Below are 19,093 nucleotides of genomic sequence, written 5' to 3' on the forward strand. Positions count from 1 at the left end.
ACCCGCTTTTTTACGACTTCTTCATTATCTCAAACAATTGCCCCGTATGGGTTTCCCCTGCCTTGTCACCCTCTCAGCTTCTACCCAGTCCCGTAGTCAAAGATTTATGAACTCTTTAGCCTCCGCATCAGAGAATCCCCCCAAATGGCCCCATTCTTGCTCGGGGTGGGTTTGGGCTGACCCGATTGCTCTTGCAGCACTTATATTTTGTGACCTAACTCCGTTTGTCTACCTTCTCCTGTACTCACCTCCTAGCCAAAAATATAGGTGGATCAGATCGGATCGTATCATCGGATTCAGTTGCCAGTAAACCTATTGAATAGTTCCCAACTCCACTAAAGCCTATCTAGCGGTTCCCAGTCCAGTGAGGTACAGATTTGAGGCTTTAAAATATGAATTTGGTCTCCAGCGAGTAAGTTACAAAGCCTACGGCCTAGCCTCGATTACCGCCCTCTAAAAATGTAGGGGAATAACTGTGGGAACCGCTAGAGTAATCTTAAATAAGTGGTAACAAAGCCAGGGATCATCGGGTTTGTTAGTTGGGTTATCCATGATTGAGGAGGGCGATCGCTAGATTTAAAGAAGGGGGTTTTAAAATAAAAGTTATGTAAAACAAATTTTATTGATGCTGGGAAGGTAATCCTAAATATGGACTATCATTGCATCCGCAAAAGTTGGTTCTCAGCAGCCGGATGGCAAGCAAGGAGCAGGATTGTACAATCTTAAAAGTTTCTAGTAAAATGAAACCCCTAAATGATTCTAGTCTGGGATGCTCATCCCGCAATAGGAGAATCGAATTGAGGCGATTAGGGGGTAACTTGGCTCATTCTTTGCCCCTTGGGGAGTCAGGTTGATCCAGGGCAGCATATTCGGGTTGCTCGACTCAGAAAGGTGGCTTCCGAGGTGATGGGAATCCGATCGCCGCTTTCAAGAAGGGGAAAGTCCCGAAAGGGTGGGAAAAACCACTCTTTTGGTACAGGGCGACTCACGGCGATGCCCTGTTAGGCTATGAATTGATGAAAGGGTTGCACCCGAAACCTTGACCTGCACTAGATTAGAAGAAATCCCCTCGGGTTTTGAGGGCCTCTCTCTAATCCGGGATAAATGAAGTACAGTAAAGATTGAGGAGATGGTAGGAGTCGGAAAGTTCAGGTGGGTTCGCATAGGGTGTCAGAGGCGATCGCCTCAAACCTGAACAGTTTTCCAAGTCCCTAGGTCATATAGACAACCGTCGAAGCGATGGGCAAGGGTAAAAGGGGTGAGGTTCTGTGGGTACAATTCGTTAACTTATTTTGACTAGAGGTTGACAGATTACCCCAGCTTTTATGCTTATTGTCTAGTGGGAAATTTTACTCTTTTTTGTTAAGAAACATTACATTTAAAGGGGTTGGGGCAATCCTTTAAATACTCCGGAGGAGTTAGGGAATCATTAACTTAGGCAACGCCAAAATTGAACAAATCGGCCCAATTCTCTCTAAAACTATGGAAACTCTAAATTCTAAAATAAATATGAATCATCGGTTACCCAGCCAAATTATCCTATATTTGGACCGCGAACATTTGTTCTCTTTATTTCAACTGCTGCGCCATGCCCTAGAAAGTAGTGGTTGGTTACGGGCTTTATTAGTAGTCGGAGATAATTTAGAACGGTGTCAAAAGCTACAAGAAATGTGGTATAAAACTGGGCAGAGGATTCCAGAGAAGGTGGAATCTGAAGTGGTGACATATCCGGTAAAAACAGCAATCACGCCTAGTCGGTTCTCCGTAGCTGAAATGGAGGTGCAATCCATGCCCCATGCCGCCAGCCCGCCCAACTATTCCCTAAGTAAGCCCCAACGATTTGCGCCGGTTCCGGTGATTGCCCTAGGGGGAGTGGAAACGAGCATTCTGGCCCTGAGTTCTCATCTGAATGTCTGGATTCAAGTGGAACTGAATCAAGCTTACACAGAGGAAGAATTTGCAGCCGTTGAGGAAGGGAATGAACCCCGTACTCGGGTATCGGTGGTGTTCGATCCCGGGGCGATCGTTAAATTGCTCCGAAGCTCAACCCTGGCGACAGCAGTCCCTCATTGTTCCGGCTTGGAAGCAGTGGATTTAGAGAATGATGAGCGGGTTTTGCGGCGGTTTTGGTTACATACCCTCCATTTAATTTCTTCCCAAGACTCATCGATCGCTGTTGCTCAAGAGCGTCCCAACCTCGGCGAGTCTAACCCATTAGGAGAGAGGACGGCTCAAAACCGGCGATTTTCCCGGGGGAGAGAGGCGGTGCGATCGCCCGCTTATAATTCTCTACCCCCGGAGTCACCTTCCGACGGCATCGAGCAACCCTCCTCCTGGATCTCGTTTCCAAATCCCGGCTTTGATGGGCTGTTTTGGGACTGTCCCACGGGAATTGTTTACCACAGCATGGATGGCGGAATCCTCAAAGCCAATCCCGCCTTTTGTCAAATGACCGGGTATAGTTCCAGTCAACTGCGCTATTTAGATTACCGGGCAATTTCCCATCCTGAAGATTTCGCAGCCTTGTTGCGACTGATTCAACAAATGGTGCGAGAGGGAGTCAAACGGCAAACCCTCCGCCAGCGCTATATCTGCGCCAATGGTTCCCTATTGGCAGCAGAGGTGACCCTCTGCCTCGTGGGGGAAGAAGAGGACGATAGCTATTTTATGACCTTTGTTACGGATTTGAGCGATCGCGCCCGAGCTGAACAGGAAATTCAACAACGGCGATCGCGGGAAATGCTTCTGAGCCGAATTTCCGCTAAAATCCGCTCCACTTTTGATCTGCCCACCATTTTAAAACTCGGGGTTCAGGGTCTCCGACAAGCCCTAGATACTGATCGCGCCCTTGCCTTTCAGTTTTTGGCGGATGGCAGTGGGGTTTGTATCGCTGAAGATGTGCAAACGCCTTATCCATCCATCAAAGGACAGTGGTTTCCTGCCGACTGTATGCCTCTAGCCCATCAAGATGCCTATCGCAATGGACGTCTCGGCTCAATTCCAGATATTCAAAATGCAGCCCTGAGCGATTGCCATCGCAAAATGCTCAACCAGTTTCAAGTCCGCAGTTTTATGGGAGTTGCGATTGGGCGGCAGAAAGACGAGTCTATTATACCTGATAGTCTCGGCGTGAGAGAACTGCCGAACTCCACGGTGGAAATTTCTGAGATTGACGCCACTGTACTCAAATCGGCGAGTGTTTCTAGTCTGTGGGGATTGTTGGTTGTCCATCACTGTCATGGTCCCCGACAATGGACTACGGATGAAAAGCAACTGGTGCAAGCGGTGGCGACTCAGATGGCGATCGCGATCGAACAAGCCAATCTGGTCCAACAATTACGCACCTACGCGCGGGAACTCGAAGATCGGGTACAGCAGAGAACTACAACCCTTGCGCGATCGCTCCAATTTGAGCAACTGATTCGCCACTTAACCGAAACCCTCAGCAGTGCCACCAATGAAGATAGTGTAATCAATGCAGCGGTACAAGGCATCGTAGAAACTCTCGGGGTCGATAGCTGTCATGCCCTGTTATGGGATGAGGCACAAGGAGTATATCAGGTCCAGGCATCGTTTCTCAATCCCCTGTCGGAAAAAGCCTTGCCCATTGCTACTCGCTTGGACTTTAATCAGATTCCTTCGGACTGCCGTACTGTCCTCTTACAGGGGGAACTGTGTGTCTTAGCAGCGGTGAATTGTGAGGAACTCAGCGATCGTCCTCTACCTGGGGATGAGAATTTCAACGAGTTGCCTCAAAACCAATGTTTCCAACAAACCCTAGTTCCGATCGCCGACGATAGCGGTTCCATTGGTGCGTTAGGCATCATTCAACCCCAACACAAAGACTTTAATAGCGACGAGATTGAACTGGTGAAGCAAGTCGCTAAAGTTTGTGCGATCGCCATCCGGCAAGCCCGCCTACTGAGAAAAGAACAGTCCTCCCGCTTGAGTGCGGACTACTTTCGGTCTTTTCTGCGTCAATCCACTGATATTTTTGTTGAATATGATACCCAACTGCGTTATTTATCCATTAACGCAGCAGGTGCGACCTTCTTTGGCCTGACTCGTGAACAAATCATCGGCAAAACTAATCGAGAACTAAACGCCAACGCTGCCGATGCGATCGAACCCTTGCTGCATCATGTCTATGAAACCGGCGATCGCGTTTTAGTCAGTCACGATATTAGTTTCCCCATTGGCAACAAAACCCTAGAAACCGTCTACTCACCCATCTCCGACGAAACCGGCTCAATCCATCGAATCATTGCGATCGCCCGAGATGTGAGTGAATTTCGTCACCAATGGCAGCGCCTGCAAGAGCAAAATCAAGAACTAGCCGCCATCAACCGTCTCAAAGAAGAATTTATTGCCACCACCTCTCACGAACTCCGCACCCCCTTAACTGCTATTCTCGGCTTCTCCAGCGTCCTGCTCGAAGAATCCTTCGGGTCATTAAACGGTAAACAAAAAATTTACCTAGACCGGATTCATATTAGCGGACAACACTTATTATCCTTGATTAATGATATCCTCGACCTCTCCCGAATTGAAGCCGATCGCCTGGAACTCGAACCCCAACTGGTGTATATTTGCGATATTTGTCAGGGTCTCGTCAGCTTGATTCAAGAGCGAGTCGCTAATCACGGCTTACAATTTCAAATGGAAGTAGACCCCTCCCTAGAATGTATGGTGGTTGACCCCCGCAGACTCAAACAAATGCTGCTTAATCTTCTCACGAATGCGATTAAATTCACCCCAGAAGGTGAGGTTGGGTTAAAAATTTATCGGTCTAGTGCCAACGAAACTCCCGAGGGTTGCGATGGGAACTCAAAAGCGGAAGACAAGGGCCTATCTAAGCCTATGCGGAACACAGTGAGTCGCCCTCATGATTGGATTCACTTTGTGGTCTGGGATACGGGGATTGGCATTGACGAGCGCGATCGCCCGAGGTTGTTTTCTCCCTTCTCTCAAATTGATTCCTCTCTCACTCGCAAATATCAAGGCAGTGGGTTGGGGTTAGCCATTACCCGAAAATTAGTCGAACTCCACGGAGGATGGATTTCTGTCACCTCTCACCCCAATCAAGGCTCGACTTTTAGTATCACCTTACCGTTATACGAATCCGCCACGGAAATTCTCCTAGATGCCCTCAAAAATGGCACCGTCTAATCTGAAGCTGGGTTCTGCTCGTTCAGAACCCACACCCTTTCCGAACGTAACCCTACGCCCGGTGCGGGTTAAACCGGGCAAGAGACCGCTACCGGCGGGGTAATCCAATTAAGTGACCCTCCCCCACTTGAATCAACCCCTCTGCCCGTAATTTGCCCATTAATCTCGTCACGGTTACCCGAGTTGAACCGATCGCACTCCCAATTTGAGCATGAGTTAAATTCCAAGGCAGGTAATACCCGCTTACCCCCTCTTCTTTCGGCTCATCCCTGATCGCTTGACCATGTTCTTCAATCAGTAAGCTCAAAAATCCCAACAGTCTGGCGATCGTGCGTCGCTGTCCCAAAATTCCCAGCCACAGAAGCTTGCGCTGGTGCTGATACCGAAACGCATCCAGGACCTGTTGTCGAAATAACGGCCACTGATCTAAGTCCGGCCAGTACATCCACATCACAGCGGTTTGGTCAATGTGAGCGTAAGCTTCAAAGGTAAAAAACGTTTCGCTGACTACTTCAAAGGGTTGACCCTGACTCACAAATCCTAAAAAGGTTTCAGCGTTTTCCCCTTTGTCTTCCCCTAGGACGGGGAGGGTATTGAGTTTCGAGCCTTGAGAGGCCATTTCTCCATGCGATCGCTCAGGGGAGGCAACTTCCACAGGAGACAAATCCGCGTAAGGGAGACTTTCCCGGGTCCTTTTCCGGGATGAAACCGGAAGGGAACAAGGGCTATCTTTGGCAATTCCCACCAACCGGACGGCTCCTGATATCACCAAATATACTAATCCAGGACGAGTGGGGATTCGTTCTTCTTTCCGAAAGGTCCGACATCGATAGTGTTGTTCAGCCCACTCCAAAATCGGTTGGTGAGTTAAAAAAGGCCGAGAGGGTTGGGCAGGTTCAGATGAGTACATATCTAAAATTTTTGCAGAGTTTGGCTCGACGCACCAAAGCTGATGATGCAGTGGCGATGCAAATACTCCCTTCTCTAACTAAAGCGACCCTAAATGAAAGTGACCTAGAGACAGCGAGCAAGATACAAAGTAAGTAGGCATAGCTCCGATGTGCGAACAAGACGATGAGCCTTGTATCCATTGTCAGAATGATTTAGACGCGCTATAAAGCGTCATAAACTGTTAAAAACCGTTCATGTTGACCCTCAGTCTGGTTCAACCTCATAAAAATAGGCGGTTTCTGCCCCACCTGTAGCCTTCTCGATTTGTAGCGCCTAAACCGACTTGACCTTGAAACCGGGTCAGAGGAGTTAAAACACTAGAGAGTCCAGAATAATGGGTCATCGGTTGGGAGCGATCGCCCTTGAACAGGTCTCGGTTCATATAAAATAAGCTGGGATCCAACAATTAGGGTAGCCAATATTACTTAATCCCCTCTGACTTGTCCGGTTACTTTTTGCTTAGTTTTGTCTGGTGAGGGATCGGCAGGCTTGCGGCTATCTCCTGAATTTTGGAGACCCCACTGGACCGCATCAACTCACCCTCTCACTCCCTCACCCGATCATGGTTGAACCCTTGGCGATCGCCTCCGTACTCCTACTCCAACTTCAACAAGCCATCCCCTCACGGTTCACCCCGGGCCAGCTTTCTGGTGGGTCCATCCCCGTGACTGGACCCCAGTCTATCCCCCTTTATCGCTCCAAAGATACCCAACGGATCCTTTATATTTCCCCAGTCGCTCTACAACTGGCAAAACAGGGGTCTATACCCCCGATGGAAATTGCCCAGGCGATCGCTGAGAGTTTCCGGAACTCCAGGCCCCCAGACCTCCCTTCTCCCCTTGGGGCCAACCTCTGGAACCTGAGCGTAATTCCACCGGGCAAACTGTACCTCGAACTCACAGACCCCGGGATTGCGATTTGGTTACAACGGGCGATCGCTTGGGACCTTGAATCGGATGCCACTCCAGACCCGGGACCCCTTCCCCCCTCTGAGTCCCTGGATTTATTTGCAATTCAGTACGCCCATGCCCGGTGTTGCGCCCTGTTACGGTTAGCCCACCGCGAGGGCTTGATTACCCTGGAAAACCCCACCCCTCCTGGAACCTCTACCAATATTGGCTCAGTAACTGCACCAGATCCGAGCGCCTGGTTGGAGTCCCCAACCCGCCTCAAGCCCCATCATCCTGCGGAACGTACCTTAATTTCCCGGGCGATCGCCACCGTCGATGCCCTCAGTTGTCCCCTTTCTCCGTCCCAAATTACTAGCCGACTTGCGATCGCCACCCTGTTAAGTCAGGACTTCCTGACTTTTCACGCGCAATGTCAAATTTTTGGATCCGTGCAATCCCAAGATTTGGATTTAGCCCAAGCCAGATTAGGGCTAATTTTCCTCACTCAAAAATTGCTGAAACGCTTGCTAGAAAAAGACTTTAGTAGTTTGGCCCCCTTGGAACTTTAGGCCAAATGCCTCCGTCTGGGAATTGGAACTCAAAAAAATGTCACAAAATTCTCAAGAAAGTTTGTTGAGGGGGGTGACAAATCCGCTTGGGTTCGATATATTAACAGGTGTGTGAGGAGCGAACCAGATAAGGGCACCGAGACGAAACACGGCCAGTCGTCGGTGCCCTTTCTGCTGCAAATTTTTAAAACTCTATAACCCAGAGGTTTATAGGGGAGATGGGGGAGATAGGGGAGATAGGGGAGATAGGGGAGATAGGGGAGATAGGGGAGATAGGGGAGATGGGGGAGATAGGGAAGCAAAATTTCTCCAATCCTCCCCATCCTCCCCATCCTCCCCATCCTCCCCATCCTCCCCATCCTCCCCATCCTCCCCATCCTCCCCATCCTCCCCCATCCTCCCCATCCTCCCCCATCTCCCCGAGTCAGAGTTAGAGCAAAAACCGCTCGATCGCCCGGGCAACCCCTTCTTCTTCAACTGAGGGACTCACCCAATTGGCGACTGCTTTGACTCCTTCGGGGGCGTTACCCATTGCCACCCCGACTCCGGCATACTCCAGCATTTCCACATCGTTGAAATTATCTCCAATACACATGACGTTCCCTGGGGAGAGTCCGAGGATATCTTCTGCTAGATAACGCACAGCAGCGCCTTTATTCACCGCTGGATTTCCCGCTTCTAGGAAGGTGGTATGGGATTTGGTGAGGTAGAGTTCGGTGGGGGTATAGCGCAAACTAAAGGCTTGCAGTAACTCGTCGATTAAAGCGGTATTTTGGCTGAGGGCGAGGAGTTTTGTGGGCGCAGATGCGGCGATGAGGGGTCTCAAGTCGCCATAGGGAATGGGTGTCACTCCGGTGCGATCGCCATAAGCTTGGCTGTCTGCGGTGAGTTCCCGAACGTAGAGACAATCGTCAATATAGCAGTGAACTGAAAGCTGTGATCGCACGGTGGAATCATCAAAGTAGTCTAATAGTTCCAGGGCGATTTCTGATGCAACTGGGGTGTGATAATGAAGGGTTTCCGTGGCGGGGTCTTTGATTAATGCCCCTTGGTAAGCAATTAAGGGTAAGGGGGAGACAATTTCCTGGTGGAACCGAAGGGCCGATCGATACATCCGTCCCGTGGCGATCGCGACAGGGATGCCTTTTCTATGGACTGCGGCGATCGCTTCCTTCACTGATTGGGTGATTTGATTTGAGACTCCGGCAATGGTGCCATCAATATCAAGGACCAGCAATTGGATATCGGCATTGGCGATCGCCGGTTCACCCAATTGGGAGGGGTTGGTTACAGGAGTTAGCATGGCTTGTTGGGTCCCTTGAGTGTTACGGATTGACCTATTGTCTGAGTATGGAAGCAGTTGCCCCCCGATGGCAAGGGTAATTTTTCGGCCCTAGAGTATCGGTCCAATAGGAGATTCTAGGGACCCAAAATCAGAGTTTTGGTCCAGATGAGGTGCTAACGGCTACAGGGTTTTTCTCGAATCCCTGTTGGTGGTTTCCATGCTGTCCCTTCCGACTTCCCCAGGCGATCGCTTGGAGTCTGGGAACTGGTAAAGTTAGGGGTTTTTCCGAATAAATCTGGGAATCAGCCGTCCCACTCCCACCCATTGCTACAGTGATTTCCCGAGTTTATAGAAACAGGAAACTCTCTTTTGCACCCCTCTTGCGATCGCCCGAATCGAGTCCTCTGGTTTGAAAACCAAAATGTTGTCCAAGTGGGAGCGTTTCCTAGATAATTAAATTTTTATTAAGTTCAGAAACCCCTTCTTCAATTGCTGATAGAATTAATTTATTATAGTTTAACAAAATATTTTATAATAATCTATAATCTAAAAAATTGCAAAAATTTTTACGAATAAAATAAAAGAGGAACTGTTCAAAAAATGGGTTAAACTGAGAATTACCAGACTCATCAAGTCTTAAAACTCTCCCAAATTCAACTCAAACCCTGGACTGAACACCGACAAGAAACCTGCATCACTAGGGAATTGCAGAAGAGGAACAGGCTCTGACGAAGAAGCAAGGGGATTTCAGACCGAGTTTACTCCGTTATGCCAGACTCTCCAAGCAGTGCTAGGGATAGGGATTCAAGAAATTGACAATTTTAGAAAGCCCTGGGGATATTGTTTCATTTTTTGAAGAAATCCCCCCATTTGGAAAAGAACATGAGAAAATAGTTAAAGGGTTAGCCCAAAGTCAATTGGGCGCTGTCATTAACGAGAGTCTCATGGGTTATGGGAGGAATATTATATAAAGTTTAGAAAGCCCTAGGAACACGGGTTGACTATAAACTTCAGGCAACTCATAAAAAAGAATGCTTGGACATACAGGTTCAAGAAAAGGATACCCCGAACCCAAATTGTAACCACTCAACATCTTCAGTTCACCCCAAGGGAGAAAAATCACCCTTTTTACCTTTAATCACCGCATCCATATCAAGGAGTAAAGAAACGATGAAACGGATTTTAGTTGTGGATGATTCCGCTACGATGAGAAAAATGGTAATCGCATCCCTGCGAGACTTAACCAACGTCACTTTTCAGGAAGCCGGGAATGGACTAGAAGCGATCGAACAGTTAGCAGTTGCTCCCTTTGATTTGATGATTTTAGATTTGAATATGCCGGATATGCACGGGCTGGAAGTATTGAGGTTCGTTCTGGGACATCCCAGCTACAATGCAACACCGATTGTCATTTTAACCACTAAAGGGGATGAAGGCAGTCGGAGCGAAGCCATTCAAGCTGGGGCATCCTGTTATTTAACCAAACCCTTTGAACCCCGATCGCTTTCCAGTCAAGTGCATGATTTACTAACTCATTAAATCCTCACTTCTAATTCTACTCCCCCGCCAAATCCTGACAAATTTTGCCTCTAAAATCTAATTCATTCCTTGAGTACCAAGATATAAAAGAGAGAAAAACCTCGTGTCTACCCACCCAGACGCTACAAATTTTTTTAAAGATTTCTTAGACGACTATTTTGCAGAATGCGACGAGCATTTAACAGTAGTCCGTCGAGAATTATTGAATATTGAACCGTTTGTGGGAAAAGAGAAAATAGAGCGTTCGGTTTTAAATGAACTGTTTCGTAGCTTTCATTCCCTCAAAGGGTTATCCGGTATGGTCGGCGTGAAAGATGCAGAAGAATTAGCCCATGAAATGGAAAGCTATTTGCGGGTACTGCGGGATCAAGAAGTCATGCTGAGTCCCGAAGGATTTGATGCCTTATTGGGAGGAACGAAGGGACTAGAGCAAACCATTGCATCCCATCGTAACAAAACCCCGCCCCTGGATATTAAACCCGCGATCGCCGCTTTAAGATCTGTAATTTCCCAAGCTGAACCCGAACCTTCTATTGTAGAAGAGTCAGCCCCTCCAAAACTGCGACTCAAACCGGAAGAAATCGCCCACTTTGACCGGGCGATCGTTCTCCCAGGAGTTACCGCGTGGCACTTTATTTTTGTCCCCACACCGCAACTCTCGAATAATGGTATTAACGTCAATAAAATTCGCGATCGCCTACAAAGTGTAGGGGAATTAATTTATGCCGCCCCTCGAATGACCCGAGAGGGAAAAATCGAGTTTGATTTTCTAATCGTTAGTAGCCTGAATGTCAGCACCTTTATGGGGTGGGAAAATGAGGGACTGAGCTGGATGCCCTATCTTGATTCCGCCACCCCTTCCCCAAACCTAGCGCCCCCCGATGCCGCCCCTACCCCTCCTGTGGAGCCTACTCCGGTTTCCAACCCGTTACCACCCACCTCCGTGGAAAGTAACCCCACCCTCGAACGGGAAGAAAACCCTCTCCCGGCCTCTGCGATTACCCCAAGCGCTCCCTTAATTTCTCAGAGTTCCAACGTAGTGCGGGTAGACCTCCCCAAATTAGATGAATTGATGCGGATGATGGGGGATTTGGTGATTACAAGGGCGCGACTGGAAGATACCCTCACCCGGATGAAAGAGAAAGTCCCCCTGGCCGACTTGCGTCCCTTAATTGAAATCAACCAAATCCTGGAACGACAACTGCGGGATTTGCGGGAAGGGGTGATGCGGGTGCGGTTAGTGCAGATCGGGGAAATCTTTGCCCGGATGCAATTTGTCGTCCGAGACCTCGTGCGGGAGAGCCAGAAACAAGTCCGGGTTGAATTGAGCGGACAGGAAACTGAAATTGATAAATTTGTAGTTGAGCGGATGATGGATCCGCTATTGCATTTAGTCAGAAATGCCGTAAGTCATGGATTAGAGACCATTGAAGAGCGTTCCCTCGCGGGCAAACCCATCGAGGGAAAAATTGCCCTGAGAGCCAAAACTTGCGGGGAGATGGTGGTTATTGAAATCGAAGATGATGGGATTGGGATTGATCAACCCAAGGTGATGGAAAGGGCCGCTTCGCGAGGGTTGTTACCCAACTGCGAGAGTCGAAATATGCTGCATCAGGGTTATGACCCCACGACTATTTTAGAGATTCTTTGCACCCCTGGGTTTTCCACCCGAGATGTGGCCGATTTAGCCAGTGGTCGGGGAGTCGGGATGGCGATCGTCAAAAATACCGTTCAGGAACTGGGTGGAACCCTCACCTTTGAGAGTGTAATCGGTCAAGGAACGAGATTTATGATTGAATTACCCCTGACCTTGGCGATCGCCGATGCCTTTCTCGTCAGCGTTTGTCGCGAAACCTACGCCATTCCGCAAAGTTCAGTGCGCGAGGCGATCGCCCTCCCCTCCACCGCCGTCACCGTCTTTGAACAGACCGAAATGATTCCTTACCGAGGGAAAGTCATTCCCCTATTGCGCTTAGAATGCCTGTTTGACTTAACTCCCCTGGAATTAACCCGGTCTAACTCCCGGAATGGGCAACAGTCCCCTCTCTCCCCCAAGGCCAATTCCAGTCCCTCTGCCCTCACCGAATCCCCTAGAAATCCTACCCTCTTAACCCGCCAACCGCCACAAACGAACTCCTCCTTACGGGTCGTGATTGTCGGCAGTGGACCCAGTACCGTCGCCATTGCCGTTGATCGCATTATCGGACAAAGAGAAATTGTGGTGCGCCCCCTAAACGACCCCTTTGTTCAAGTCCTCGGCATTTCTGGAGCCACTGAAATCGGGGATGGTCGGGTCATCTTAATTCTTGATGCCCCCGCCTTAGTGCGAACCTCCAATCCCAAATAACCCCTGAACATCACCCCGGAGGATTTTTACCCCCTCGGGTTCTCCCTGACACTCCTGATTTCTACTCCCTTTTAGTCCAATGGTAAATACTCAAAATACCGACTCTACCTTTATTTTTTTTGAACTGGCGAATACCACCTATGGAATTCGTTCCGAAGTCGTGCAGCAGATGGAAATGATTGACCGAATTACCCCCGTTCCCAAAGCACAGGCTTTTGTGGAAGGCGTTGTTTTTTCTCGGGGACAAGTGATTCCCGTCCTGAATTTGCGCGTGAAATTTGGCCTAGAAAAAATTCCCTACGATCTTCGCACCCGCTTAATCGTCATTCACATCAATCAGCGCACAGTCGGATTGGTAGTGGATACAGCCCGCGAGTTCGTATCCGTACCGATGGAGGCCATACAACCGCCCCCAGAAGGAATGCCCGGATTGACCAGCCGTTATTTATCAGGAATTGCCACATTAGGAGAGCGAGTTGTTCTCTTACTCAATGTTGACGAGTTATTGAATGGCTCGGGATCCATAGAGCGAGTAACCGTAACGTGATTCACGGGTACATTTTAATTTAAAATTAATTCAGTATAAACCCGAAAATTTAAGGGTTACTGAATTTATTCCAAAACTATTTGAGAGAAAGTCATGGCAAAGAAAGAGCCTAAATTTAACAGCAAAAACAAAATCAAGAATGGTAAAGTCTCAGTCAAATCCGAAAAGGGTAAAATTCAGTTATCTGCCAGTCAGATGACTGAATCTGCCCATGAAATTTCTCGGATTGCTGAGGAGGTTTCCACCGGCGCAGTGAAGCAAATCCGATCGCTCGATGATAGTACGGTCCAAATCAATCAAATGGTCATCTCTCTGAAGGAAACTGCTACCCAAGCGGACTCCGTTGCCACCGCCAGCGAGCAGTTGGTCTCCTTTGTCAATGAAATGGCCGCCTCCATTGAGCAAGTCACCGCCAGCACCATCAGTTTAGCTACAGAAATTAGCGAAATCTCCACCAACACCCAGGAAACCGCCAGTTCCATCAAAAGTGTCAGCGCCACCACCGAGGAGATGGCGACCTCTGGAACCCAGCTCACCAGCTCAATGGGCGAAATCGCCGCCTCCATCAAAAGCGTTAGTCGAGATACCGACGAACTCGCCTCCGCCATCAATCAAACCGCCGCCTCCATTGAACAAATTACTACCTCCATCTCCGGCGTTGCGCTCAATGCCGATGACTTAAACACCGCCGCCGAAGAAACTACCCATTCAATGGATGAAATGGCCGCCTCCATTGAGGAAGTCTCCGCCACCTCGGAAAACCTCGCCGCAATGGTGGAACAAGTTTCCGTCTCCATCGAAGAAATGGCCCGCTCAGTCTCCGGTGTGGCGCTCAACAGCAAAGAAATTACCGACGCCGCCACCAATGCCGCCGTCAGTGCCGAACAACTGGCGCGCTCTATCCGCAACGTCTCCACCCTCACCCAACAAACCAACGAAATCACCCGCAAAGTTGCCACCGATGCCACGGTTGGGGGAGCCACAGTCCAAAAAACCATCCAAGGACTCAGCCTCGTGCGGGCCTCAATGGTCAAATCCGCCGATGCTATCCGGGAAACCGGCAAACGCACGGACGAAATTAGCTCCATCGTAGACACCATTAATTTAATCGCCGAGCGCACCAATCTCCTATCCCTCAATGCCTCCATTGAAGCCGCCCGTGCCGGAGAAGCGGGACGCGGTTTCGCCGTAGTGGCCGAAGAAATTCGCGCCCTGGCCGATCGCGCTGCCACGGCTACCTCGGAAATTGGCGGAATCATCAAAAGCTTACAAACCGTTGTTCAAGAAGCGGTCAACACCTCCAATGATGGCCTCAAAGTCGCGGACGATAGCGGGCGTCAAGCCGAAGATGGGGTCAATGCCCTCAAACAAATCCTCAGCGGTATTGAAGAAACCGCCCAACTGGTGAACCAAATCACCCGCGCCTCAGAAGAACAACTCAGCGCCGGACAAGCCGTCGTCACCAGCATCGATACCACTGCCAATCAAGCCAAACAAGTCGCTGGCGCAACCGCCGAACAATCCGAGACGGCTCAAAGCATCGTTCAAGCGGCTTCGCAAATGCGGAAAATTGCGATGGAAGTCACCAAAGCCATGAACGAACAAGCCCGCGCTGCCCGAGATGTCATGAAAGCGGCGCAAAATACCTCCCTGCTCACCGCCCAAATTCGCAAAGCTACCGCCGAACAGGCTAAAGGGGCAAACCAAATCGTTCAAGCGGTGGAATCCATGCGCCGTGCCGCTACCAGCACCTCCCGCGCCCTGGCCCAACAATCCACCGCTTCGGAACAAGTCAATCAAGAAGCCGGACGTCTGGCCCGCTTAATTTCTAACATTTCCCGAGGAATGCTTGAACAAGGCAGCGCCAGCGACTTTATTGCCAGCGCGGTCCAAAACCTCCAACAACAATCGGAACAAGTGGCTCGCGCCATGACTGAACAATCCCGCGCCATCAAAGAAATGACCGTAGCCCTCAACACCATTTCCAAACAAATTCAGTCGATGGTTCATGCTAATCAAGAACATGGCACTGTCTCCGAAAGCATCCTTACTTCCTTTCAACAAATGCGGGAAATTGCCGAATGGAACGCCAAGGGAGTGCAGGAAACCCAACGGGCCACCTCCAACCTCGTGGAACGGGCCATTAATCTTGCTGCGATCGCCGGTTCAATCCAAGACACCTCGGAATGAAGCCCCTGCTAACCCCTTCGCCCCCTTCGCGGCATACTCCATACGGTACTGATAGGGCTATAGAAACCCACACCCGCAAGGGTGGGGCTAAACAGACGGAGCCTGCCTTCGCTTCGCTTATAGATAAAACCGACTTGAGACAACCGGATTAAGTATGCCAACCCGCCAAAACCTCTGGCTTCAGCCCCCTCACCCCTGCTCCTTCCTTCCCATGCCACTCGTTCATCCTTACAACCCGGTGTCAGGCTCATGACTATTAGCATTTTTACAACCGACACGAATCTGATTGTACGCTCCTGGGACCCCCGCCTCGCCCAAATGACTGGCCTCAGTGGAGAAACCGCTGTCGGACTCCATTTAGCTACCCTGGCTCCGGACCTGATCTCCCGGGGATTCGCCACTCGCTTTGAGCGGGTTCTGACTGAAGGAGTGGTAGAAACTCTCGCCCCAGCCCTGCACCACTACTTGATCCCCTGCCCCCCCTTAGTCCCCTCCAAATATTTCGACCATATGCAGCAACGGGTGACCATTGGGCCCCTGCGGGATAAAGACCGCATCATCGGGACCATTGTCACCATTGAAGATGTCACCCCTCGGTTAGAGCGGGAACGAGAACTCGCCGAACAGCTTTCCCGCCCGGAATCGATATTGAGTACCCGGGAGGAAGCCCCGATCAGCAATGAGGTGTCCTCCTCCTTGACTTTTGCTAACTTTCCGCTCTTGCAAGCCTTACAGGATAAAAATTGGCAAGTGCGACGGGATGCGGTCGATCGCTTGGCTTCCGATACCGACCCCAACTTAACGGCTGAATTATTACAACTGCTGCGTAACGAACACCGCAATCCAGGCATCCTCAATGGCGTGCTTCAGGTCTTAGCCGTCTCCGAAGTCGATATGATTCCCGCCTTAGTGGAATGCCTGAGCGACTCCGACCCTGACTTACGGATTTATGCTGCCCTGGCCCTGGGCGAACGCGCCGACCCCAGAGCCGTCCAACCCCTACTCACGGCCCTAGAGGACCCCAGCCCCAATGTCCGCTATCACGCGATCGATGCCTTGGGCCAGTTACGCGCCCCTGAAGCTGTCGAACCCCTCGTGGCGATCGCCGAGTCCAATGACTTTTTCCTCGCCTTTCCCGCCTTAGATGCCCTGATGCGGATTTGCGATACCGCCATTGCCCCCCGTCTGCTTCCCCTGCTCAAAAATACCCTCAGTTGGCGGGTCCGTCGTGAAGCGGTCGATAGCCTCGCCCAACAAAATGACCCAGCGATCGCCATCGAACTCCTGCGAATGTTGCGCGAGCAACACCGCAATCCCAACGTCCTCAACAGCGTCCTCCAAATCCTCGTTCTCAGCGACGTTGACCCCATTCCCTCCCTGGTCGAATGCCTCAAAGATCCAGACCCCGACCTTCGGATCTATACCGCCCTCGCCCTGGGGGAACGTCATGATGACCGGGCCGTACCTGCCTTGATCGAAGTCCTCAATGACCCCGATACCAACGTCATCTATCACGCCATTGAAGCCCTGGGGCGCTTGCGGGGTGTGGATGCGGTGGAACCCCTGCTCACCCTTGCTGAATCTGAAGACTTCTTCCTGGCCTTTCCCGCCATTGATGCCCTGACTCGGATTGGCGATCGCACCATTGCCCCCCGCCTCGCCACCCTCCTGGAAACCAACGAACTCCTCGGTCCCCAAGTGGCCGATGCCCTCGGTCAACTGGGAGATGCCGATGTCATCAAGCCCCTCGCCACCTTATTAAACCTCGAACAACAGCCCATCAAAGAAATAGCGGTCGCGATCGCCGCCATTTACCACCGCTATGAAACTCTCTTTGGGGAAGGCATTCATATCGCCGACCTCACCCGCGCCCAAATCTTACCCCGAGGCCAAGAGAACCTGATCCTCGCCACTACCCTCAACCCCAACTCCCAAGAATTACCCGCCCTGGCCCTGATCTTGGGCTGGTTAGAGGGTCCCGCCGTCGCCCAAACCCTGGGACAGTTGCTGGGTAAACCGGAAGTGCGCGAAATTGCCCTAGAAGCCTTAGTCCGTTCCCGCAGCCCGGTTACTGACCTGTTAATTGAACAACTCGATGCTGAAGACCTGGAGACGCGAAAAGCGGCCATCATTGCCCTGGGCCGAATTGGCAGCAGTCAGTCCGTCCCCGCTTTAATGGAACAGTTGCTCAATCAAACCTCCGAGTTGGTGATGGTGACCACCACCTCCCTGGCGCAAATTGGCGATCGCTCCTCCTATGAAGCCCTGATTGCCTTATTAGGTCATCCCGATGTCTCCGTCCGCCTCGGAGCGATCGCGGCCCTCAACTCTCTGGGCCATCCGGCCATGCCTGAACGGGTCTTAACCCTCCTCCTGGATGCCAACCCCCTTGTCCGCGAATCCGCCATTAAAATCGCTGGATATTTTGCCTATGCCAACTGCATTGACCCTTTATTTAACCTCTGCCAAGACCCGGAAGAACGGGTACGCCGTGCGGCGATCGAGCATCTTCCCTACTTAGAACAAGAAGAGCGCGCCCTGAGCGTTCTCAAAAAAGTCCTCGACAACGATACCCCCCTCGTCCGGGCTGCAGCCGCTCGCGCCTGTGGGGAAATTGAACATCCCTTGTGTTATGAGTATCTACTCCAAGCCTTACAGGATGAGGACTCTTGGGTTCGCTACTATGCCGTAAGTGCCACGGCCAAGCTCACCCATAGCCGCCGCCGGGAAAATATTTCAGAGCAAGCAGCACAGTGGGACGAACTCAGCCCCATCTCCAACTTTTTTGCCATCCTGCAAAACCTCGCCTTGCACGATCCCGCCAATCCGGTGCGGGCTTCCGCTACGGAAGCTTTGGGCTATTTCGGCCAAGAACAAGCCGTCCCGATTTTAGCCGCCATTGCCGAAGACCCCGGCCAAGATGAAGATTTGGTCCGGGCCGCCCTGCGCGCCTTAGGGCGAATTGAGCATCCAATGGCTCTGGCCCCGTTATTAACTGCTTTAAATTCTCCCCAAGCCGAACGGCGAATGGATGCCTTGCAAGCGTTTAAAGAACGGGGCGGCACGGAAGCGGGAGTTGCCCTGCAATGGTTGGGGGCCGCCGACCCCGAAACCCGGGTGGTGCAGGCGGCGATCGATTCTTTAGCGCGGATGGGGACTCCCGAGGCGATCGCCTCCCTCTTGGATTTAACGGTGGACCCCACCTGCCGGGATACTTGCATCAAAACCTTAGCCACTCGCGGCGGAGTCCATGATAGCAAAGGGTTCAACCATCCTAATCCTTACCCGGCGATCGTCTCTATTGAAGCCTATATTGAGGCGATCGGGCGGGGTTTACGCCATGTCCATCCAGCGGTGCGCACTGCGGTGGTGGAAATTCTGACTCGCTTAAAACATCCAGAAGCCTCCGAACTGTTAATTTTGGCCCTGGATGATAGCGATCCTCAAGTCCGCCTCGCTGCCGTGACTGCCCTGGGTCATCTGGGTAACCATGCCTGTGAGGATAAGTTAGTCATTTTGGCGCGGACTGATTCGGATACTCGGGTTCGTCGGGCTGCCCGTAAGGTTCTGCAAAGCTGATTGGCAGACCAGCGGGGCCGGATGGGG

At 50.9% G+C, this 19,093-nt stretch carries 10 protein-coding genes; 7 read left to right on the forward strand and 3 right to left on the reverse strand.

Features of this window, described 5'->3' with window-relative positions:
* Positions 1 to 1,509: 1,509 nt before the first annotated feature.
* Positions 1,510 to 5,169 (forward strand): ATP-binding protein, encoded by a 3,660-nt coding sequence (locus tag NG796_RS17620; RefSeq protein WP_261208181.1) that lies wholly within the window; start codon positions 1,510 to 1,512, stop codon positions 5,167 to 5,169.
* Positions 5,170 to 5,257: 88 nt separating this feature from the next.
* Here the strand turns inward: NG796_RS17620 and NG796_RS17625 are convergent, their stop codons facing one another.
* Together NG796_RS17625 and NG796_RS17630 are read right to left on the reverse strand one after the other, a co-directional pair.
* The gene (locus NG796_RS17625; RefSeq protein ID WP_261208182.1) at positions 5,258 to 6,079 is read right to left on the reverse strand and encodes a Crp/Fnr family transcriptional regulator; all 822 of its coding nucleotides are present in this window, start codon (positions 6,077 to 6,079) and stop codon (positions 5,258 to 5,260) included.
* A gap of 261 nt (positions 6,080 to 6,340) precedes the next feature.
* On the reverse strand, positions 6,341 to 6,502 hold the full coding sequence (locus NG796_RS17630; RefSeq protein WP_261208183.1) for a hypothetical protein: 162 nt from the start codon (positions 6,500 to 6,502) through the stop codon (positions 6,341 to 6,343).
* A 90-nt stretch (positions 6,503 to 6,592) separates the two neighbouring features.
* Here NG796_RS17630 and NG796_RS17635 point away from each other — a divergent pair, with 90 nt between their 5' ends.
* Positions 6,593 to 7,579, forward strand: a complete 987-nt coding sequence (locus tag NG796_RS17635) for a hypothetical protein (RefSeq protein WP_261208185.1) — start codon at positions 6,593 to 6,595, stop codon at positions 7,577 to 7,579.
* A 430-nt stretch (positions 7,580 to 8,009) separates the two neighbouring features.
* Here the strand turns inward: NG796_RS17635 and NG796_RS17640 are convergent, their stop codons facing one another.
* Positions 8,010 to 8,882 (reverse strand): Cof-type HAD-IIB family hydrolase, encoded by an 873-nt coding sequence (locus NG796_RS17640; protein ID WP_261208187.1) that lies wholly within the window; start codon positions 8,880 to 8,882, stop codon positions 8,010 to 8,012.
* A gap of 1,152 nt (positions 8,883 to 10,034) precedes the next feature.
* Here NG796_RS17640 and NG796_RS17645 point away from each other — a divergent pair.
* The 5 genes from NG796_RS17645 to NG796_RS17665 all read left to right on the forward strand — a co-directional run bounded on the left by NG796_RS17645 (position 10,035) and on the right by NG796_RS17665 (position 19,066).
* Positions 10,035 to 10,403 carry a response regulator gene (locus tag NG796_RS17645; RefSeq protein WP_261208188.1) on the forward strand — a complete coding sequence of 123 codons (369 nt, stop codon included), beginning with the start codon at positions 10,035 to 10,037 and terminating at the stop codon, positions 10,401 to 10,403.
* A 103-nt stretch (positions 10,404 to 10,506) separates the two neighbouring features.
* The gene (locus NG796_RS17650; RefSeq protein WP_261208190.1) at positions 10,507 to 12,750 is read left to right on the forward strand and encodes a chemotaxis protein CheA; all 2,244 of its coding nucleotides are present in this window, start codon (positions 10,507 to 10,509) and stop codon (positions 12,748 to 12,750) included.
* Between the two features lie 79 nt (positions 12,751 to 12,829).
* The gene (locus NG796_RS17655) at positions 12,830 to 13,297 is read left to right on the forward strand and encodes a chemotaxis protein CheW (protein ID WP_261208192.1); all 468 of its coding nucleotides are present in this window, start codon (positions 12,830 to 12,832) and stop codon (positions 13,295 to 13,297) included.
* Positions 13,298 to 13,390: 93 nt separating this feature from the next.
* Positions 13,391 to 15,487, forward strand: a complete 2,097-nt coding sequence (locus NG796_RS17660; RefSeq protein WP_261208194.1) for a methyl-accepting chemotaxis protein — start codon at positions 13,391 to 13,393, stop codon at positions 15,485 to 15,487.
* 249 nt (positions 15,488 to 15,736) lie between these two features.
* Positions 15,737 to 19,066 carry a HEAT repeat domain-containing protein gene (locus tag NG796_RS17665; protein ID WP_261208195.1) on the forward strand — a complete coding sequence of 1,110 codons (3,330 nt, stop codon included), beginning with the start codon at positions 15,737 to 15,739 and terminating at the stop codon, positions 19,064 to 19,066.
* Positions 19,067 to 19,093 lie beyond the last annotated feature (27 nt).

This window comes from Laspinema sp. D2d (genome assembly GCF_025370755.1).
GTDB lineage: Bacteria > Cyanobacteriota > Cyanobacteriia > Cyanobacteriales > Laspinemataceae > Laspinema.